This window comes from Vibrio iocasae, from assembly GCF_042245395.1.
Classification (GTDB): Bacteria; Pseudomonadota; Gammaproteobacteria; order Enterobacterales; family Vibrionaceae; genus Vibrio; species Vibrio iocasae.
In genome coordinates, this window is record NZ_CP145310.1 from 69,625 (window position 1) to 90,701 (window position 21,077).

At 44.6% G+C, this 21,077-nt stretch carries 19 protein-coding genes; 9 read left to right on the plus strand and 10 right to left on the minus strand.

Annotated elements, in window-relative coordinates:
* Window positions 1-237: 237 nt before the first annotated feature.
* The 8 genes from ygfM to SNR28_RS00325 all read left to right on the plus strand — a co-directional run bounded on the left by ygfM (window position 238) and on the right by SNR28_RS00325 (window position 13,396).
* A complete protein-coding gene (gene ygfM, locus SNR28_RS00290) occupies window positions 238-1,032 on the plus strand; it encodes a molybdopterin-dependent oxidoreductase FAD-binding subunit (RefSeq protein ID WP_375749019.1) in 795 nt (264 codons plus the stop codon).
* 2 nt (window positions 1,033-1,034) lie between these two features.
* Entirely contained in the window at window positions 1,035-3,911 is a 2,877-nt protein-coding gene (locus SNR28_RS00295) for a molybdopterin-dependent oxidoreductase Mo/Fe-S-binding subunit (protein WP_375749020.1), read from the plus strand.
* Between the two features lie 279 nt (window positions 3,912-4,190).
* On the plus strand, window positions 4,191-5,594 hold the full coding sequence (locus SNR28_RS00300; protein ID WP_375749021.1) for a solute carrier family 23 protein: 1,404 nt from the start codon (window positions 4,191-4,193) through the stop codon (window positions 5,592-5,594).
* A gap of 159 nt (window positions 5,595-5,753) precedes the next feature.
* Window positions 5,754-7,070 carry a guanine deaminase gene (gene guaD, locus SNR28_RS00305; RefSeq protein WP_375749022.1) on the plus strand — a complete coding sequence of 439 codons (1,317 nt, stop codon included), beginning with the start codon at window positions 5,754-5,756 and terminating at the stop codon, window positions 7,068-7,070.
* Window positions 7,071-7,230: 160 nt separating this feature from the next.
* Window positions 7,231-8,613: an NCS2 family permease gene (locus SNR28_RS00310; protein WP_375749023.1), complete on the plus strand. Its 1,383-nt coding sequence runs from the start codon at window positions 7,231-7,233 to the stop codon at window positions 8,611-8,613.
* Window positions 8,614-8,842: 229 nt separating this feature from the next.
* Complete coding sequence (locus SNR28_RS00315) at window positions 8,843-9,745, plus strand: ROK family protein (protein WP_375749024.1); 903 nt, start codon at window positions 8,843-8,845, stop codon at window positions 9,743-9,745.
* 1 nt (window position 9,746) lies between these two features.
* Complete coding sequence (locus tag SNR28_RS00320) at window positions 9,747-11,150, plus strand: glycoside hydrolase family 1 protein (RefSeq protein ID WP_375749025.1); 1,404 nt, start codon at window positions 9,747-9,749, stop codon at window positions 11,148-11,150.
* A gap of 266 nt (window positions 11,151-11,416) precedes the next feature.
* Window positions 11,417-13,396 (plus strand): methyl-accepting chemotaxis protein, encoded by a 1,980-nt coding sequence (locus SNR28_RS00325; RefSeq protein ID WP_375749026.1) that lies wholly within the window; start codon window positions 11,417-11,419, stop codon window positions 13,394-13,396.
* A gap of 95 nt (window positions 13,397-13,491) precedes the next feature.
* On the opposite strand, the gene SNR28_RS00330 is transcribed toward SNR28_RS00325, so the two are convergent.
* Window positions 13,492-13,875, minus strand: coding sequence for a winged helix-turn-helix transcriptional regulator (locus SNR28_RS00330; protein ID WP_375749027.1), 384 nt, complete (start codon window positions 13,873-13,875; stop codon window positions 13,492-13,494).
* A 138-nt stretch (window positions 13,876-14,013) separates the two neighbouring features.
* On the opposite strand from SNR28_RS00330, the gene SNR28_RS00335 reads away from it, so the two are divergent.
* A complete protein-coding gene (locus SNR28_RS00335) occupies window positions 14,014-14,556 on the plus strand; it encodes a nuclear transport factor 2 family protein (protein ID WP_375749028.1) in 543 nt (180 codons plus the stop codon).
* 95 nt (window positions 14,557-14,651) lie between these two features.
* Here SNR28_RS00335 and SNR28_RS00340 read toward each other — a convergent pair whose 3' ends face one another.
* The 9 genes from SNR28_RS00340 to SNR28_RS00380 all read right to left on the minus strand — a co-directional run bounded on the left by SNR28_RS00340 (window position 14,652) and on the right by SNR28_RS00380 (window position 21,076).
* Window positions 14,652-15,005 carry a tRNA-binding protein gene (locus tag SNR28_RS00340; RefSeq protein ID WP_375749029.1) on the minus strand — a complete coding sequence of 118 codons (354 nt, stop codon included), beginning with the start codon at window positions 15,003-15,005 and terminating at the stop codon, window positions 14,652-14,654.
* A 142-nt stretch (window positions 15,006-15,147) separates the two neighbouring features.
* Complete coding sequence (locus tag SNR28_RS00345) at window positions 15,148-15,669, minus strand: DUF3833 domain-containing protein (RefSeq protein ID WP_375749030.1); 522 nt, start codon at window positions 15,667-15,669, stop codon at window positions 15,148-15,150.
* Window positions 15,666-16,163, minus strand: coding sequence for a chalcone isomerase family protein (locus SNR28_RS00350; protein WP_375749031.1), 498 nt, complete (start codon window positions 16,161-16,163; stop codon window positions 15,666-15,668). The genes SNR28_RS00345 and SNR28_RS00350 overlap by 4 nt, the downstream gene beginning before the upstream one ends.
* Window positions 16,160-16,663 (minus strand): DUF2878 domain-containing protein, encoded by a 504-nt coding sequence (locus SNR28_RS00355; protein ID WP_375749032.1) that lies wholly within the window; start codon window positions 16,661-16,663, stop codon window positions 16,160-16,162. Before SNR28_RS00355 ends, SNR28_RS00350 begins: the two co-directional genes overlap by 4 nt.
* Complete coding sequence (locus tag SNR28_RS00360) at window positions 16,641-17,924, minus strand: class I SAM-dependent methyltransferase (protein WP_375749033.1); 1,284 nt, start codon at window positions 17,922-17,924, stop codon at window positions 16,641-16,643. The genes SNR28_RS00355 and SNR28_RS00360 overlap by 23 nt, the downstream gene beginning before the upstream one ends.
* A gap of 18 nt (window positions 17,925-17,942) precedes the next feature.
* Window positions 17,943-18,686 (minus strand): DUF1365 domain-containing protein, encoded by a 744-nt coding sequence (locus SNR28_RS00365; RefSeq protein WP_375749034.1) that lies wholly within the window; start codon window positions 18,684-18,686, stop codon window positions 17,943-17,945.
* A complete protein-coding gene (locus SNR28_RS00370) occupies window positions 18,683-19,936 on the minus strand; it encodes an NAD(P)/FAD-dependent oxidoreductase (protein WP_375749035.1) in 1,254 nt (417 codons plus the stop codon). Before SNR28_RS00370 ends, SNR28_RS00365 begins: the two co-directional genes overlap by 4 nt.
* Window position 19,937: 1 nt before the next feature.
* Window positions 19,938-20,645, minus strand: a complete 708-nt coding sequence (locus SNR28_RS00375; RefSeq protein ID WP_375749036.1) for an SDR family NAD(P)-dependent oxidoreductase — start codon at window positions 20,643-20,645, stop codon at window positions 19,938-19,940.
* The gene (locus SNR28_RS00380) at window positions 20,642-21,076 is read right to left on the minus strand and encodes a nuclear transport factor 2 family protein (RefSeq protein ID WP_375749037.1); all 435 of its coding nucleotides are present in this window, start codon (window positions 21,074-21,076) and stop codon (window positions 20,642-20,644) included. Before SNR28_RS00380 ends, SNR28_RS00375 begins: the two co-directional genes overlap by 4 nt.
* Window position 21,077: the final 1 nt, after the last annotated feature.

Genomic DNA, 21,077 nt, shown 5'->3' on the forward strand with positions numbered 1-21,077 from the left:
TTTAGGTCATTCACACCTAAAATCTCAGGTCGATATACATAACGATCCTAAGATGGTTTAGTTCTCATTTTTGGGTCGATTTTCGACCATGCTCACGAATCTATTCTCTTATTAAACAGACGTCTAAGGTTGGCTCAATAGTTGCTGAATATGGCACAAGAATATCAAAAGACTTCATTACCTCTGTTTTCTTAAGACAGCATGAAGCTATGGATAATTAGAAAAAGGTAAGAAAATATGATTGAACAATATTTGAGACCAGACTCAACTGCACAAGCTCTAGAGCTCATGCAGCAACATGCTGGCAATGCGATTTGGTTTGCTGGGGGCTCTAAGCTTAATGCTGCGCCAACGAAAACTGACAAAACGGTTGCAATCTCACTCGAAAAACTGGATTTCAACAAGATTGAAAAACAGGGTGAGGCGGTTCATATCGGTGCTATGTGTCGTATTCAGGATTTGATCAATAATGAACTGATACCTTCGGCATTAAAGAACGCAAGCGGACTTATCTACTCCCGTCACATTCGCAATCAGGCGACGTTGGGTGGAGAAATCGCAGCACTGCAACCAGAAGCGCTTCTGGTTCCTGGGCTAATGGCACTGAAAGCGACAGTAGTGCTGGCTGATGGTCGTGAAATGGAAGTGGAAGATTATATCTCCACTGATAAACGCGATCTGATTACAAAAGTCATCATTCCTGAAGCAGGTTTGAATTGTGCTGTTCACAATGTTGTTCGTTCAGCGGCTGGTCTTGCAGTCGTGACTGCAGCGGTTTCAATCGACAAAGAAGGTAAAAAAATCATCGCGCTTGATGGTGTGTCACCAAAGCAAAATGGTGCAGCAGTACCTGTGCGTCTGAGAGACGTTGAAAATCAGGATCTGGAAGGTGAGTCTCTAGAGAAAGCCGTGTCTGAAGCGGTTCATCCTGTCGCTGATATTATCGGAAGCGTGGAGTACAAGCGCTATATCGCTGGTGTTGTTGTCACTGATCTATTAGCTGAATGTCAGCAGCTGGCTGAGGAGGCGTAACCATGACTATTCAATTTACACTAAATGGCCGCTCTAAGACTTTAAACAGCCCACTAGGTGAGAACGTACAAACGTTGCTGCACGGAATGGGTCTGCACTCTGTACGCAACAGTGATGACGGCTTTGGTTTTGCAGGCTCCGACGTTATTCTGGTCGACGGTAAGCTGGTAAACGCATCTTTGCTAATCGCTGCACAGTTAGAAGGCCGTGAAGTACGTACTGCTGAATCACTAAGCACACATAACAAACTTAATGTTGTACAGCAGGCTATGATCGATGTTGGTGTTGTGCAGTCTGGTTATAACGACCCGGCAGCAGCGCTTATCATCACTGAACTTCTAGAGCGTATCCCTCAACCAACGCGTGATGAGATTGATGACGCACTTTCCGGCTTATTCAGCCGTGACGCAGGTTATCAGCAGTTCTATCAGGTAGTGGAACTGGCTGCTAAACGTAAAGAATCTCCAGAAAGTAACATCGAAGTTGCACCTGAGTTTTGTGATGATCTGGATATGGTTGGTAAGGTCAGCCCGAAAGATGACTCGGTGAAAATGGTTCAGGCGAAACCTTGTTATGTTGAAGACCGTATCCCGGCAGATGCTTGTGCGATCAAAGTATTGCGCAGTCCACATCCTCACGCATGGATTAAGAAACTGGACGTAAGCAAAGCGGAAGCATTGGAAGGTGTGGTACACATTATCACACACGAAAACTGCCCGGATATTCCTTATACTCCAGGTGGTCAGACTGGCCCTGAGCCTTCACCACTTGATCGTCGTATGTTCGGTCAGAAGATGCGTCACGTAGGTGACCGTGTTGCTGCGGTTGTGGCTGAAAGTGTAGAAATTGCTGAAGCTGCAATGAAGCTGATTGATGTCGAGTACGAAGTACTTAAGCCGGTAATGAGCATTGATGAAGCTCAGGCGGCAGACGCGCCAATCATCCATAACGAACCTATCCAGTACATGGCTGGTGCACCGGATGATCTGGAAGCTCAGAACAGAGATGCCGATGAGCGTGAAGGTAAGTTGATCGTAAACTTCCCAATTGGCTGTATGCCACGTGAAAACATCGCTGCTTCGGTAAATGGTCAGATTGGTGATATCGATAAAGGCTTTGAAGAAGCGGACATTGTATTAGAGCGTACTTACGAGTCTAAACAGGTGCAGCAAACACCAACAGAAATGCATATCGCTTACGCGTATATGGACGGTAACCGTGTTGTTATGCACGCATCAACTCAGGTGCCATTCCACGTTCGTCGTCAGGTTGCTCGTATTCTTGGTATCAAACAGAACCGCGTGCACATCGTAAAAGAACGTGTTGGTGGTGGTTTTGGTTCTAAGCAGGACATTCTTGTTGAAGACATCACGGCATACGCAGCATTTGTAACCGGTCGTCCTGTCTACCTTCACTATACTCGTGAAGAAGAGTTCATTGCATGTTCATCACGCCACGTAGCGAAAGTGAACCTGAAAGTGGGTATGAAGAAAGACGGTACGCTGACGGCTATCGATATGGATTTCCAGGCGAACACTGGTCCATACGGTAACCACGCGCTGACCGTACCTTCTAACGGCCCTGCACTGTCACTACCACTATACCCAATCGACAATGTTCGATTCAAAGTAACCACATACTACTCAAACATCTGTCCGACAGGTGCTTATCAGGGTTACGGTGCTCCTAAGGGTGTGTTCGCGTTAACCATGATGCTGGCAGAGCTTGCTGAAGAGTTGGATCTGGATCTTCTGGATGTTATCGAGAAGAACCGTGTACACGAAGGCGATCCTCTGAAGATCAAAGGTGCGGTAGGTGAGGGTGACTTACCTGCAGAACCACCACGTGTACTTTCTTGTGCGCTTGATGAAGTAATGCGCCAGGGACGTGAAGAGTTTGGCTGGGATACGCCAAAAGAAGATCTTGGTAAAGATTGGAAAGTGGGTCGCGGTGTTGCGATTATCCAGCAGAAGTCTGGTATTCCTGATATCGATCAGGCGAACTGTAAAGCGAAGCTTGCTTCAGACGGTACCTTGATTGTTCACTCAGGTGGTGCGGATATCGGTACGGGTCTGGATCTGGTTGTTGGTAAGATCGCAGCCGAAACACTGAAGATGCCACTAGAAGAAGTTACCGTAATTTCTGGTGATACTGACCACTGTCCGTTTGACAAGGGTGCGTATGCTTCATCTGGTACTTGCTTCTCAGGTAATGCTGCGATGAAGGCGGCTCAGGCAATGCGCGAACGTATTCTGATTTGCGGTGCTGAAATGCTGGAAGCAGAAGTTGCTGACGTTCAGTTAGTCTTCCCTGCAACAGTTCAGGCTAAGAATGGCAAGAGCGTGACCTTTGGTGAGATTGCGCATCAGGCAGAAGGTGGTAAAGGCTGGGGACAGCTTCTTACAAGCGGTAGCTTCATCACTTCTGATTTTGCATTCCCATACGGTGCAAACTTCGCGGAAGTTGCTGTAAACACCCGTACTGGTGAAATCAAACTGAACAAATTCCATGCTCTTCTGGACTGTGGTACACCAATCAACCCTGACTTAGCTCTGGGGCAGATTTACGGTGCCAGCATGCGTGCTATCGGCCACAGCATGTGCGAAGAGATTATTTACGATGACAACGGTGTTCCGGTGAACACGGATCTGAAGAGCTACGGTGCTCCTAAGATTGGTGATATACCGAAAGACTTCCGTGCGTCACTCGTTCCTAGTGATGATCCGGTTGGACCATTTGGTGCCAAATCTATTTCAGAAATTGGTGTTAATGGTGCATCTCCAGCCATCGCAACCGCTATCCATGATGCATGTGGTGTCTGGATTCGCGAGTGGAACTTTACCCCAGAGAAGATACTAAGAGGTCTCAATAAGCTTTAACTTAAACTAAAAGCGGATATTTCTCTTGGGATGAAAAATGTCCGCTTTTATTTTTTCGAGTGAGCCTGTATAGCAGACTGATTCCATTGCTTCGATACATCGCAGCAGTGAATAGAGGTAAGGCAGCATCTGATCCTTAGGTGGCCTCTTAAATCAACAAGCTATCGACTTCATACTCGTCCACTTGGTTTCATGGAATTTGCCGGACTCATAAGACACATAAGGAGTGTCAAAGCCTGCGTTGTTTCATGTGAACCTAAAGATAAGGATAGCATTGAAATGAAACTCTTTTACAACGTCGAAGATAAGCCACCAGTAGGAACTGCCATCCTACTTGCTCTACAACATATGCTGGCAGCCATGGGAGCCATTATCGCGGTTCCGCTAGTCGTCGGTAGTGCAATAGGCCTGCCTAGTGATCAAATGGTTGTTCTGGTTAATGCGGCCCTCATGGTTTCAGGGGTTGTTACAATCGTTCAGTGTCGTGGTGTGGGTCCGGTGGGCATACGTCTTCCTGTGGTAATGGGCACCAGCTTTACTTTCGTAGCAATTTCTATTTCTATTGGCCTTGATTCCGGAGTATCCGGTATCTTTGGCGCATCTCTTGTTGGCTCACTGGTTATGATTATTGGTAGCCGGTTTATGCCTCAAATTCGTAAGCTTTTCCCACCTGTTGTTTCCGGTACCGTTGTGGTTCTGATTGGCTTAACCATTTTGCCTGTGTCTGTTGACTGGTTTGCTGGTGGTTTTGTGGGTCAGGAAGGATATGGACAGGTCAGCAACCTTATGCTTGGTTTGTTGGTATTGGTTGTTGTTATCGTATTGTCTCAAGTTGGCAAGGGTATTATTTCCGCAGCCGCAATCGTTATCGGCATGTTTGTTGGCTATTTGGTTGCTATCTTCATGGGAATCGTCGATTTCTCTCCTGTAAAAGATGCCAGTTTCTTCGCCTTCCCCGAAGTGTTGCCATTTGGTCTGAGTTTCACTGTTAGTGGCATTATCGGTATGTCTATCGCCTATCTGGTTACCATTATGGAATCGACCGGAGACTTCCTTGCACTGAGTGATGCGACCCATACCAAGCTAACAGGTAAAAAGCTGTCTAAAGGTATTCTTTGTGACGGTATAGGTAGTGCTCTTGCTTCTATGTTTGGTGCGACTCCGTTCTCATCTTTCAGCCAGAACGTGGGTATCGTTTCAATCACGGGTGTTGCAAGCCGACACGTTGTTGCACTTACTGGTGTCATCATGGTTCTTGCCGGTATGTTCCCTAAATTGGGTGGTATCGTGGTGACGATCCCATCTCCGGTATTAGGTGGTGCTGGTCTTGTGATGTTCGCAATGATTATCTCTGCGGGTATCGGCATACTGTCTCGTATCAACTTCACTAAGCGCAACATGCTGATTATTGCTGTCGGTGTTGCTGCAGGTATGGCGGTGACTGTTCGTCCGGAGATTCTTACTTATCTTCCTGATTCTATGAAAGTTATCTTAGGCTCAGGTATCACAACCGGTTCTCTTGTTGCGCTGACTCTAAACATTGTTCTTGGTATTAACCGTGCAGATGAAGCGGAAAGTGCTCAGGAAAAACGTGAAGCATTGGAAGAACAAATTAAAGAGTGCGAAGCATGTAATCGCGCACTGGAAGAAGAAAACTTAGTTCGTCAGCAAGCTGAGTCTTAAAAAATTAAACCAACCGCAAAGCGCTGCAAAGTGGTTTGCGGTTAACGTGAGCAAAAAAATTTACTGAAAAATTAAAAGGTCAGTACGGAACCGTTTATAACGCTGCCACATCTATGTCGTAAATGGTCGTTGGATGTACAAAGACATAAAGAGGAAATTATGGACTATAGCCAATCGATTAAAGCTATTCGCGCTTCAATAATGGATATCGCTCAGGTCGTCGATGACCCTGAAGATATTGAGAAGCATGTACGTTATATCGAAGATGGTTTGATGCTGGTCGACAACGGTCGCATTGAATGGGTCGGTACGTGGGAAGAAGGTAAGGATAAAATTCCTTCATCAGTACGTGTAAGAAGCTATCCGGGTAAGCTGGTAATGCCTGGATTCATTGATACTCATATCCACTATCCACAGGCTGAAATGGTCGGTGCGTACGGTGAGCAGCTACTGGAATGGCTGAATAACTATACTTTCCCAACAGAAGCTCGTTATAAAGATGAAGACTACTCAAGAGAGATGTCGACCTTCTTTATCAAGCAGCTACTTCGCAACGGTACAACCACGGCTTTAGTGTTTGGTACTGTGCATCCTGAGTCCGTCAACGCGCTATTCGGTGAGGCTGAAAAGATCAACATGCGTATGATTGCGGGTAAGGTAATGATGGACCGCAATGCCCCTGATTACCTTCTTGATACACCAGAAGTGGGTTACAACCAAACCAAAGAGCTTATCGAAAAATGGCACAAGAAAGGCCGTTTGCTTTACGCAGTAACACCTCGATTTGCACCGACTTCAACACCAGAGCAGCTAGCTATGGCTGGGAAGCTGAAAGAAGAGTACCCAGACGTTTATATCCATACTCACCTTTGCGAAAACAAGAACGAAATCGAGTGGGTGAAAGAGCTTTACCCAGAGCAAGACGGTTATCTTGATGTATACCATCATCATGGTCTGACAGGCTCTAAGAGTGTCTTTGCTCACTGTATCCATTTGGAAGACAAAGAGTGGGATTGCCTGCAGGAAACCGATTCAGCGATTGCGTTCTGCCCAACATCAAACCTGTATCTGGGTAGTGGTCTGTTTAAACTTCAGGAAGCCTGGAAACGCAAGATTAAGGTAGGTATGGGTACCGATATCGGTGCTGGTACGACTTTCAACATGATGCAAACTTTGAACGAAGCCTACAAAGTAATGCAGCTTCAGCAGCATAAGCTGTCCGCGTATCAGGCGTTCTACCTGGCTACTCTGGGCGCAGCGAAGTCACTTTCTCTCGACCACCTGATTGGTAACTTCGAAGTGGGTAAAGAAGCGGACTTTGTCATCATCGATCCTGTAGCGACACCTTTACAACAACTTCGCTACGACAGCTCAAATAGCCTGGCTGAGAAGTTGTTCATGCTAATGACCCTAGGAGACGATCGCAGCATTTACCGTACCTATGTGGATGGCCGTTTGGTCTACGCACGTAACTGATTTTAAAAAATAATAAGAATTTAAGAATAAAAGAAAACGATATGTAATTGATTTTAGCGCGGAGAGGAAGTCCATAAAACTTTCTGAACAGTTAGGGAGTGTCTCATTGAACGAGTAAACCCGCTCCCTTACTTTCATCGACTTACAAGGAATTAGAACAATGTCTGAAAATACTATAACTCAAACAGAGCCCGTCGCAGGTGAAGCTGAAGCGAAACCAAAAGGCGGATTAGATAGCTTTTTTTACATTACGGAGCGTGGTAGTACAGTTAAAACAGAAGTCGTCGCGGGTTTAACAACCTTCCTTGCAATGGTGTACTCAGTGATTGTTGTGCCGAGTATGCTTGGGGTAGCTGGATTCAACCAGGGAGCGGTGTTTATCGCGACTTGTTTGGTTGCTGCCTTTGGTTCTTTGTTGATGGGTCTGTGGGCTAAGCTACCGATGGCTATCGGTTGTGCTATCTCACTAACCGCATTCACAGCATTTAGTTTGGTATTGGGTCAGGGTATAAGCATCCCTGTTGCGTTGGGCGCTGTGTTCCTGATGGGTGTGTTGTTTACAGCCATTACGGTAACGGGTGTTCGTCAATGGATTCTTACTAACCTACCATTTGGTATTGCTCATGGTACTGGTATTGGTATCGGTCTTTTCCTACTGATGATCGCAGCAAACGGTGTTGGTCTGGTTGTGAAAAACGAAGCACCGGGCTTACCTGTAGAGCTGGGTGAGTTCATGTCTCTACCTGTTATTGCATCTTTGGTTGGTCTGGCTGCAATCTTTGGCCTTGAAAAACGCAGAGTACCTGGCGGTATCCTGCTTGTTATCATCGCTATCTCAATCTTCGGCCTGATTTTCGATCCAAATGTGAAGTTCCAGGGACTGTTTGCTATGCCATCATTTGGTGGTGAAGGTGAGTCGCTATTAGGCACTATGGATATCATGGGTGCACTTAACCCAATCGTTATCCCAAGTGTTCTGGCGCTTGTAATGACTGCAATTTTCGATGCAACAGGTACGATTCGTGCGGTTGCAGGACAGGCCAACCTTCTGGACAAAGATGGCCAGATCATCAGCGGTGGTAAAGCACTGACTTCGGACTCTGTAAGTAGTATCTTCGCAGGCTTCGTTGGTGGCGCACCAGCAGCGGTTTATATCGAATCTGCTGCAGGTACAGCTGCGGGTGGTAAAACGGGTCTGACTGCAACAGTGGTTGGTGGTTTATTCCTTCTTATGCTGTTCTTGTCTCCTGTAAGTTACCTTGTTCCTGCATACGCAACAGCACCTGCTCTTATGTATGTTGGTCTGCTAATGATGAGCAATGTTGCTAAGTTGGACATGAGCGATTCAGTTGACGCGCTTTCAGGTATGGTTTGTGCGGTATTCATCGTTATGACCTGTAACATCGTTACCGGCATCATGCTTGGTTTCAGCACACTGGTTATTGGCCGTATCATCTCTGGTGAGCACAAGCGCCTTAACCTTGGTACTGTGATTATTGCTATTGTTCTGGTTGCATTCTATGCGGGTGGCTGGGCGATTTAATCGTTCAGATTACTCTAAGCCTTAATGCTAAAGGCAGCTCGAATTCGGGCTGTCTTTTTGTTTGTTTCTGTTCCAAGTTCCACATCTTCAGTCTTCGTATTTCTTCCACTCTATAAGCGAGTAGATCAATGGGATCTACCCTCAGGTTCAGAACGAATCGAGTCGCTATACTGTATTCCTAACATCCGAAAAACAGTGACGACTGAGTAGCAAGCTTCGTAAGGGACCTATGACAAAACACTATTTAGTATTGGATTTTGGTGGAAGTTCAGTGAAATGCGCAGTGATGACTTCTGACGCATGTATTGTCGAGCAGTTTAGTGTCGAGAGTCAGGCTGAATCTTATCAGCAGTGGATCGAAAGCTTTGCTCCTGTGTTCGAGCGCTATTCTTTAAGTTATCGATTTGAAGGTATTGCGATAAGTAGTTGTGGTGCAGTGGATGTTGATTCGGGATACATACACGGTGCCAGTTCGCTGCCTTATATCCACGGTATAGACGTCAGAGCGCTATTTCAAAGCAAGTTTGAACTTCCTACCGAGTTAGAAAACGACGCTTGCTGTGCCGCTCTGGCGGAAGCCTGGCTAGGAGCCGGTGCACACTCTAACTATTTTTGCACCGCAGTTATCGGTTCCGGCATAGGTGGTGCGATTGTTTCCGGGCAACAGGTTCTTAAAGGTCATCATCTTCATGGTGGAGAATTTGGATTTGCTATCTCAGAGTATCGAGACGGGATGCCTGTAACCTGGGGACAATTAGCATCAACCCGCGCTCTGGTAGAAAGTGCAGCCAGAGCACTCAATCTCTCTTCGAACGATCTCAATGGTCAAGAGGTTTTCAGGCTCTATGACAAAGGTGATCAATTAGTAACCGACGTTGTAGAACAATGGTTTCTTCATTTAGCCGTTGGCATATACAACATTCAATATCACGTTGATCCGGAACTCATTCTACTTGGTGGTGCTGTGAGTAAAAGAGAGGGCTTTGTAGCAAAGATCAATCAAAAGCTGGATGGCATTTTGGAGCAGCTACCCATTTCCAAAGTTCGACCTGTGGTCAAGGTGTCGAAGTATGGCAATGATGCCAACCTTATCGGAGCGTTAAAACACTTTTTAAACAGACAGGGCAGTTAAGATGGCGACCTATACTTTTCCGGAAAACTTCCTTTGGGGTGCAGCGGCTTCAGGTGTGCAGACCGAAGGTGTGACAAACAAGGCCAACGACTCCATTTGGGATTTGTGGCACAAAGAATCTCAGGAACGCTTCTATAAAGGTATAGGTCCGCAGGTAGTGAATGATACCTATAATCGATACAAAGAAGATGTTCAGCTAATGAAGGCGTTGGGGTTCAACTCTTTTCGAACGTCTATTCAGTGGTCTCGCCTTATAAAAAATTTTGAAACCGGGGAAGTGTGTCCCGATGCTGTGGAGTTTTATAACCGCTATCTGGATGAAATGATTGCTAATGGTATCGAACCTCTTATTAACTTGTACCACTTTGATATGCCGGCAGAGTTACAGCAAAAATATGGTGGATTCGAATCAAAAAAGGTCGTCGATCTTTATGCCGAATTTGCCCGAAAAGCGTTCGAGCTTTTTGGTCATAAAGTGAAGCACTGGATTACCTTCAATGAGCCCATTGTTCCGGTAGAGGGCGGTTATCTTTATGACTTCCACTACCCATGTAAAAAAGACGGCAAATTGGCCGTACAGGTTGGGTACAACATCATTCTTGCTCATGCAAAAGCGGTGCTCGCATTTAATAAACTCAATCTTTCAGGTTCAAAAATTGGTGTGGTTCTGAACCTAACACCGTCATATCCAAGAAGTGATGAAGAAAAGGATGGAAAAGCAGCCTGGTACGCAGATTTGTTATTCAATCGCAGCTTTTTAGACCCGATGGTAAAAAACGAGTTTCCTTCTGAACTTTGCGATGTATTGAATGAACAAGATGTGATGCCTGACTGGAATGCGGAAGAGATTGCTGCTATTCAATCAGCAAAAATCGCGTTTCTGGGCGTCAATTATTATGTACCCCGTAGGGTGAAAGCTCGTGAAACAGAATATGAGTTAGATTACTTCACTCCGGAAGCTTATTTCGAAAACTACGTAAACCCCACGGGTCGTTTTAACCCTTACCGTGATAACAATGAGATCCTGCCAACTGCGATCTATGACATTGCGAAGAATGTGAAAGACAATTATGGAAATATTCCATGGTTTTTGGCTGAAATTGGTATTGCTATGGATCTGGAGTCGGAAGGGGAGCCGGATCAGAATGGCATCATAGACGATAGTTTCCGCACTGAACTCATGACCGAGCATTTAATTCAGCTTCACCGAGCGATTGAAGAGGGATCTAATTGTTTCGGCCTGCATCAATGGACGTTTATAGATAACTGGTCGTGGACGAACTCATTCAAACGTCGATATGGTTTTTATCGATTGGATCTGGGAACAGGAAACCGTATTCCCAAAAAGCATGGCGTCTGGTTCAGGAACTTAGCAACGGAAAATAAACTGATAACCTCAGAGTGACCGAATAAGTTCGAAAGTAATCACATAGGGGTAGATGTTACTAAAATGCTCGCTAGATCACCTGAATGGTTAACGGTTGGATGATTCAATGTTTGAAAATGCTAATTTTTTGAGTGATAACGCTCACGCCTGAAGCCTTGATTGATAGTTGATTTCTATACCGCACGATAAACTATTAGTGGTTCAAAAAATAACAAATAAATAACATATTCCCCTAATGAAGTCGGTTGAACGGTAATAATCTATTAAGTAACGGTAGAAACAATATGATAAAGATTAGGACGATCAAAAATAAGTACACCATGCTACTTATTTCGTTTGTACTCCTCGCTGCTGCAGTCACTGGGTTTGGCATTCTCAAGTGGGTACAGCCAAGTTTGCAGGCAGAAGAAGAAAAAAACCTCGCCTTTGCAGTAAAAGATATCGCGACAGAAATTAAGCTCACCCTCTCAGCTGTTCAAGCCCAACAACGTGCTACCACCCAACTCGTTCCAAATCTGGAAAGTGACCAAATTGATACTCTTTTACCGCACCTTGTCGATCAATATGGAAACGAACTGGTATTCGGAGGCGGTATTTGGCCGATGCCAAATAAACGTATTGATGGTGTAAATCGTGCGAGTACTTTTTACCATCGTGATGCGTCCGGCAAGTTAATCGAGAACACATATTGGAACAGCGCTGAAGCTCCTGACTACTATACGCAACCATGGCACCGCGCTGGTCAAAATGCGCCAAAAGGTGATTGTGTATGGGCGAATGCTTATAAAGATGGTGCAAGCCTTCAGCCAAGAACTAACTGTGCAATGGGCATATATCAGGGTAGTTCTTTGTACGGTGTCTCTACCGTTGATGTCACCCTTGGTTTCTTCAATAGCTTAGTGGCTGACAAAGAGCGCGAGCTTAACGCTGAGATACTCATTGTTGAAGGTGACGGAAAGATTCTTAGTACTAACCGCGTGCTGACGAACGACAAGGTAATTTTGACCAACCTTACTGATCAGCGATATGCATTGGCCGATACCTTGAATCAGGCGCTAAAAGACGGAGAGTTTCGTAAAGAGTTTATCCAGAACGATGAAGATTACACACTTTTGGTTCAGGAAGTGACAGGAACGCCTTGGTTAATCGCAGTTGCGCAGCCAACCAGACTACTTACTATTGGCACTCAGGAAGTTATGAGCCTTCTGGCTACCATTCAGGTTCCGATGGTGATTGTCTTGCTTGGTGTATTGATGTTCGCATTCAGTAAGCTGGGCAAGCGATTTAACCTTCTTAAAGAGAACGTCGATACCTTATCAGCAGGAGATGCAGATCTTAGTATGCGATTGCCAGTAGATGGTGAAGATGAGCTGGACGGCATATCTGAATCAATGAATAAGTTTATCTCCTATCTTCAGGATTTGATTGGAAAAGTGATTGAGGCTAATCAGGAGTGCAGCAATCAAATCATGGCGATGACAAAAGTAACGGAAGAAACGCTTCAGGTGCTGGAAAGTCATGTACAGGAAACAGATATGGTTGCGGCAGCGGTGAATGAACTCAGTTCGTCAGCACAAGAAGTCGCAAGCCATACGAATCAAAGTACAGACATCACTTCTGAAGCACAGCAAGAGGCGAGTCAGTCTGGTATTGCGGTAGAGAAAGCAACACAAAGCGTTGGCAACCTGATGCAAAACGTTGAAGTTACCTCCGAAAATGTCGCTAAGATGCAGGAAAATGCTGCTTCTATTGAATCGGTACTACAGGTTATTGGTGGTATCGCAGAGCAAACGAATCTATTGGCACTTAACGCAGCTATCGAAGCCGCGCGAGCAGGTGAAATGGGTCGAGGCTTTGCAGTTGTTGCAGATGAAGTCAGAAACCTTGCTGCTAAAACTCAGGAAAGCACAACAGAAGTCGCGGAAATGCTGGAAGTTCTGAAATCTGGCGTAGACTCGACAGTTTCTTCGATGGGAGAAACGAAAGAGCAGTGCCAGAGAACGTCTGAACTTACCCACGAAGTGACGGAAGGGATCTCTGCAATGCGTGACTCGGTTACGAAAGTAGATGATGTGAGTATTCAGATCGCGACTGCGGCTAACGAACAGAGTCATGTGATAGACAACATAAATGAGAGTATGGAATCGATTCGTTCTATGCTTCTTCAGTTACATGCTCACGGTAAAACATCGGGTGATCACGCTGTTCAGCTTGGTAGCGCTAACCAGGAGCTGCAAAACCTTGTTGGGCAGTTTAAGGTGTAAAGCTATCTTACTAGAAAGCTGATCATGAATAGCGCCACTCCGTTGATGAGTGGCGTTTTTATATATACTAGCTAACTGCCTTATGCTTTTGGTGTTCAGTTAATTTTTTTATCATATGCTTCTCGTGAACGTCTTATCTCATCGTGATGCTCATCTGCCCAGCAAACCAACTCGTACAAAGGCTTAACGATTTCTCTCCCTAGCTCGGTAAGCGCGTACTCCACGCGTACAGGAACTTCTGGGTATACCGTTCTGTCCACATATCCTTCTCTCTCCAGATCACGAAGAGTTTGAGTCAGCATACGTTGAGAAATCCCTTCTATTCTTGATTTCAAAGCATTAAAACGGTCCGGGCCGTCGACCAGAGCGAAGAGAATGAGTAAGGACCACTTATCACCAATTTGCGCAACTACGTTGCGAACCGGGCAATCTTCATTATTGTGAAAAATACGTCTCTCTGATTGTTCTTTTACAGTCACTTTTAACTCCTCAATATCCATTAAGCCAGTTACCAAAATGTGCCTAGCTAAGCAAATAGTGCCTTCTTGTAATGCAGGTTACTATTAATTACCATAGTTATCAATATATACTTAATAAGGCGACGATTGGAGTTAACCATGTTTAAAGTAATGACCTCATTTATTCTTCTTTTAGCGAGCACAGTAGCTTTTGCACAATCGAAAGATACACTAATCATTGATCTTCCATCTCATCAGAAAACAAACTGGACTGAGCAAGAGATGGAACATGCCGAACTCGTTACTGACTTTGTTCAAAATCTCATGAACAATCACAATTTCGATTACGTTCTGGAGAACTATAACGATAGCGCTTACGTTCAGCACAATCGAAATCTGCCTGATAAAGTGACTGGCTTGGTCGGTTTTCTCCAGGAGTTTGTCGAGGAATACCCTGACTATGCTTACGATGTGAAGCACATCTATGTTGATGGGGACTACGTGATTTTTCACTCCCATGCCACTTTAAACAAAGAGGACAGAGGGAATGATCAAAAGGGTATGAATATTATCGATACCTGGCGCATCGAAGATGGCAGAATTGTAGAACATTGGGACTCAATACAAGCGCTTGATTTCTCAATGAGAGTTTATTCTCTAATTAGTGGTGGTGATATTGCTAACTCAAATGGTGTTTTTTAAACACTAAAAGCTGGTGCCTGGGTTGTGAATCTTAAGAGCAATCATCAATTGATGGTTGCTCTACCTTTTGAGCCCTTTAATAATAGCGGTGCGTCTTATCCCGCTCGGCTACCATTTGGAACATCGCTTTCTGGCATGGCTAAAACAGGTGTGATTTTGTCTTCGTAGCCGATATCAAAAAGCATTCCCTGAGAGAGCTCACCCGCCATCTTTCTTTCTGGTAAGTTCACAACAAACAAGGCTTGCTTCCCTTCTATTTCCTGTGGGTTTTCACGTTCTTGTTTAATGCCTGCAAGTATTGAGCGTTCGTGGTCTCCGAAATCTACTATCAGTTTCATTAACTTATCCGACTTAGGCACTTCCAGAACTTGAGTTATTTTCCCCACTCGAATATCAAGCTTGGCGAAATCATCGTATGAAATAGGATCTTTAATAGGAGCTGGTGTCATTATATTTCCTTGCAACAAGATACAGTTCAAATCTGAATGGAGACTACCAGAAACTGGTTCTGAAACTAGTGCCAGTTGTCAAATTATTAGCGATCCAGCTATGCGTAAAAAATGTAATTTGCTTGATAACTAAGAGAATAGTTTATACCCGCTCGATATAAAGCGTTAGTGTGCCGACCTTAAAACCGAACTTGGTCATTTCTGTAACGTTGAACAAGCGGTTTTCATCGATCAAAAACATCCAGTCATCGAGTGTCACTTCGTAAAGCGAGCCGTCAACTTCTATCTCCAACTCGTATGTCCAGTACAGAGCTGAGCCGCTGGTTTGCCCTTTTGCTACTCCGATAACGTCATCAGCGTAGCCTTGATAGTTATTGTCTTCTGTCTTTTCTAAATACCAGGTACGTGTGGATTTCTCGCCATCATCGAAGCGGAACCACTCTTCTAACTTCCCTTTATTACCTTCCCAGGAACCTAGCAGATCGACTTCAAATCGTCTGAGAAGATTTCCAGAGCGATCCTGAACCATTCCGTACGCTTTCAACTCACCTGAGAAGAACTCCTCTAGTTTCAGATCTGGAGTAGTTGAGCCATGCTCATCAAGGCTCGCTGAACCACAGGCCGTGAGTATTAATGTAAGGCAAAATACAACTAACTGTTTCATCGTTGGCTTCCCAGTAATTGCTTTCTCAGCTTAGGCTCTGATGTGTTTTCAGATAACCAGATAGAGAGAAATGCTTCCCCAAACTTCTCATCAGGTACACTACCGATCATTCGGTCGTACAAATAAAACTCATTGTGGCCTGAAGGCTTGATAACAAGCGTTAACTGATCACCGGGTTCTACATCCGGCCAAATGGTTGATAGAGATGTTAACCAGCCAGACACTTGTTCATCTTTATACCCAAGCTTTAACCATTGATCATGAGTGGCATTTATTAGCGCTTGTCTGGATATGGATTTCTGATAGGTAATCCTCAGAGCTTCCTTCGCATGGTTATTAGAAGCAGAAGATGAGTTCTTAAAATACTCCGCCTGATACAACGTCCAGAACAGATAATTCATCTCACCTTCACCTTGCTTATTTAAGGACGAAACCGGAGAGGCAAAGATACTAAAACTGACCAGAAGCAAAGGTAACCATTTAATTAGATTCATGCTAACTCCCGTGTGTTTTCCTGAATATACCGATAACCAAGGATGAGAAGAGGAAACAACACTGCCCACGAACAAGCGAGAATAAAGGCGGTGGTCTCTAACGGCATAATTGTGGATAAGGCGCCGGTCTTAACACCACCTAAGTAACTACTTGTACCGCCAACACCACCAAACAGTGCCGCCCAGTAGAGCTTTTTATTCGCAAGCCACTTCAGGCTGTGATTCAGACTCATAATGAACATGCACCAGAGCAGAATTAGCCACAGTGGGAACAAGCTATTACCCGCATAAAATGTACCTGCCTGTATGTGTAATGTGTCTGCGAGAATACCGGGTATCACCAAAATCAGCAGTTTTACATCACTGATTCGGCTTGGAGATAAGTAAATGTGTATCGCGACAAGTAAACCGATAACCATAGCTGCGTAAGATGTGTAAAACGCAGCTGCTACCCAACTGGCCTGAAACAGGACCAGATTAATAATCCAGAACCGCTTCATCGTTTTGGTCCAGATAACGTGGTTTGCGAGCAACGATATGGTGGGTACTGATCGCTCGTTCTATAAATGCGCCCTCACAATAGCAAAGGTAGAACAACCATAAGCGACGAAAGTCTTCGCTGTAGCCCAGTTGTTTTAGCTCAGGCCAACTCTTTTCGAAAGCCTGGTTCCAGTCTTTTAAGGTTCTGGCGTAATGTAGGCCGATATCCTGAATCTCATTCACCACCATATCAGTGTACTGGCTCATGTGAGCTGTAATTGCTGCAATGGAAGGTAAACAGCCACCAGGAAATATGTACTTCTGAATAAAATCGGTGCCTTTGCGGTATGTCTCGTAGCGTCCGTCAGCAATCGTGATGGATTGAATCAACATCTTTCCATTTGGCTTCAGCAATGATGAGCATTTACTAAAGAAGGTAGGCAGAAACTCATGACCCACGGCTTCTATCATTTCAATTGAAACCAGTTTGTCGTATTTGCCATCAAGCTTACGGTAGTCTTGCTTTAACAGAGTGATTTTATTTTCCAGGTTTAACGCTTTGACTTTGGATTGTGCGTACTCAAACTGAGCATCAGAAATGGTTGTCGTAGTGACTTTGCAACCTATTTCCTGTGCCATGTATATAGCTAAACCACCCCAGCCAGTTCCTATTTCGATCACGTGATCATCAGGTTTTATATCGAGTCGTTGACAGATAAGGTGCATCTTGTTTTTCTGCGCTTCTCCGAGCGTCAAGGCTTCTGGGCTGTATATAGCTGAAGAGTACTGCATAGCTGGGTCGAGGAATCGCTGATACATGTCGTTGCCTATATCATAATGGGCAAGAATGTTGCGTTTTGAGCCGCTCTCGTTATTCAGGTTTTGTCTTCTCAACCACCAGTTTTTTATCTTGCTCAGAAAGTAAGTCTTACTTTCGAGTTCCTCCAATTGAGGCTGATTCCTTGCCATGATACGAATGACTTGAGTGAGATCCGGGCTGGTCCATTTCGCATCCAAATAGGCTTCCGCCGCACCAATGCTACCTCCTAAAACAGAATCTCGATAGAAGCTTTCATCGTGAACTACAATCTTGCCATGTATCGGTGCAGACTCATCCCCAAAAACAATTTTCTTGTTGCCTTCCAATATCACCAGACACGAGTCTGTGAGTCGGTTTAGAAGGGAGTGAACCAAGGTGCGATACTTTGCTACAGGCTTTTTAACTTCTGATTTCGTACCTGACAATGTCACTTCGTTTCTGCGCTTTAAAAGATGTTCCATATCGACCTCAAAATCTGGTTATAACTGTTGTCCGGAGCTCTTTCCCGGATGGGTTACAAAAGGAACCCGCTTTAGAAAAAGTTTTAATGCCTGCCAATAAATCCCCGTAACTATCTTCATTGTCATCCAGGGTATTGTCGCCACTGTCTTCGATAGCTGGCGGGCATTAAATGCTCTCTTTTTAAGTGCCAATGTTGCATCAAACACTTTTACATCCTGATGGTTTTCAATATGAACCAGTGCATTTTTCCCGGGAGGCGTTACTTTCCAGTGGTACTTCATGTCTAGTGTCATAAAAGGTGAAACGTGAAAATCCTTTTGAGTCACATCTGGCAAATTTGGATCGACCAGATAATAGTGTCTCTCTTTCCAGGGGGTATTACTCACTTCTGCCAGCATGTACTTACACTGCTCTTTTTCGTCATAGCAGAAGTAAAAATTGACCGGACTGAAGTAGAGGCCTAAGCAGCGACATTGCGCTAACATCACGACTTTGTTACTGCTTTTCCAAACACCACCAAGTGATTCCACTTTCTTTGCAATACGCTGTTTTAGCGAACCGAGATCACCGGCTAGGTAGTCTTTTTCTTGAAATCGGATGAGGTTGAACCAGTTTTGACCAAACAACCTACTTTCATTTGAGATGAGCTCAACCTCGTCCAGATCGATACCCATCATGTAAATCTGATAGTCGAACTCATGAGGAATATCACCAAAGCGCCTGTGGCGAACGTTGCCGAAGTAAATACCGCTATTATTCATAGGGATGCTCCAAAACGCTCTGCGACAGTGACAGCACTCTTTACTCCGTCTTCGTGGAACCCGTTGTACCAGTAAGCTCCGACAAAATGGGTGTGGTTTTTGCCATTGATTTCGTCTCTTCTCTGTTGAGATGTGACGCTGTCAGCGTTGAGTACAGGGTGATGGTAAACAAAGCTCCGTATTATCTTTTGCTTATCAATCGAGTCCGTCTGGTTCAAAGTGACGCAAAATGTGTCGTCACTCTCAATGCCCATCAGGATATTCATGTCATAAGTGACACAAGCAGGCCGGGTAGCGTTCCCATCGAGCATGTAATTCCAACTGGCCCATGCGAGTTTTCTCTTTGGTAACAGGCTAATATCTGTGTGTAATACCACTTCATTTCGGCTGTATGGAATGCCACCGAGTATTTCTTGTTCCAGTTCGCTTGGTTCTTCAAGCAGAGCTATAGCTTCGTCTGAATGGCAGGCGAAGATGACTTCATCAAATTCTTGTTTTTCTCCGGATGCAAAATTAACCGTAACACCTCGTTCGTCTCTGGAAACGGAAGAAATGTCAGCACCAGTCTGTATCGGTTTCTTTAGTCGCTTTAACAAGGCTTCTACATAAGAACGGGAGCCTCCGGGTACGACATACCACTGGGGTCTGTCAGTAATATTAAGCAGCCCATGGTTGTAAAAAAATCGGATAAAGAACCTAAGTTCAAAGGATGTCATCTCTTCAAGACTGGAAGACCAGATTGCAGCGCCCATAGGTAAGATATAGTGCTCTGCGAAGAAAGAAGAAAATCCGTTTTTGTTTAAGAAGTTTCCGAGTGTTTCTTTGGGTGCGATGTCATCGCTGTGGTAAAGCGCTTTGCATAGGCGATTAAACTTTATAATTTCATAGATTAGCTTCCAGAAAACAGGTCGAATAATATTAACGCGCTGTGCAAACAATGAGTTGATTCCGTGTCCGTTATACTCAAAGCCACTATTGCGATTATGGACACTAAAGCTCATTTCAGTCGGTTTTCGGTTGATGCCGAGCTGGCTCAATAACTTATTGAAATTGGGATACGTTCTGTCGTTGAAAACGATGAAGCCGGTATCGATAGCGTAATCACGACCATTATGAGTAATGTCTATTGTCGCGGTGTGACCACCAACATAATCGTTTTTTTCGAATACGGTTACATCATGATCTTTGTCCAATAAGTAGGCTGACGTTAAGCCTGATATACCAGAGCCGACTATCGCTATTTTTTTCATTTTATAACATCCTTAGGGCCAGGCGTTGCCACACAAAATCGGGTAGCATACGAAGGAACTTCATAATAAATACGAAGCGGAATGGAACGTTGATTTCGGGTTTCCCACGCTCAATTCCTTCCACTATTTTGCTTGCTGCTTCCGTGCTTGATATAAGCATAGGCATTGGGAAGGTGTTTCTCTCGGTTAAAGGGGTATCGACAAATCCGGGTTGTACGACAGAAACAGAGACTTCGTGACGACTCAGAGTGACAGAGAGTGTTTTAGCCAGATAGGTTAGTGCCGCTTTAGAGGCTCCGTAAGCTTCAGCTCTTGGCAGTGGAAGGATCGCCGCACTCGAGCTTACCAATACCAAACGTCCTCCACGTCTTATATTCTTCAACCATTTTTGCAAACAGTACCCAATAGAAATCACGTTGACCTTGATGATGTTTTCAAATGTTTCCGCATCAAACTCCAGAGGGTCATCGATGTAGTAACAGTCACCGGCGTTTAATATAAGCACATCTATTTCTTGTTCGATATCTGGGTAACTAGTGTAATCGGTGAGATCGAACTGAAGCGGAACTAGCTGGCCGTTCTCAGTGGCGAGTTCATCAAGTCTTTCTCGGTTTCTACCGCAGGCTAATACAGTGTCACCTTTATTGAGATAAGTGAGGGCCAACTCTTTTCCTATTCCAGACGTTGCCCCGGTTATCATGATATTCATACATCACTCATCCTGTTTTTAATCGACCTGATGACAGAACCGAGCAAGGGAACATGTTCATAAACCATGGCACCTGCATCTAAATAGTCCCGGTGGAATATCACCAGCCCGTCTTTAGCAATGAGATGTGAATGGCCTTCAACGACAATTGTTTTTCCGCCATTCAGTTTTTTGTGTTGATAAGACATATTCCAGTACAGAGCAGCTTCATCTTCCGACTCAATCACTCTATGGATATCGAACTGGCAACTGTTCACGTTGGTATAGATGGATTCAAAGTAATCGATGAGATGATCTGACCCGATTATGCGATGCATAGGATCTTTAAACTCAACATCAGGATGATAGATGGAGTTGAGTACCTCAAAATCTCTGGTACCTAATTCGCTATAAACTTTAATAAATTGTTCTAACCAGAGAGCTTGTTTCATA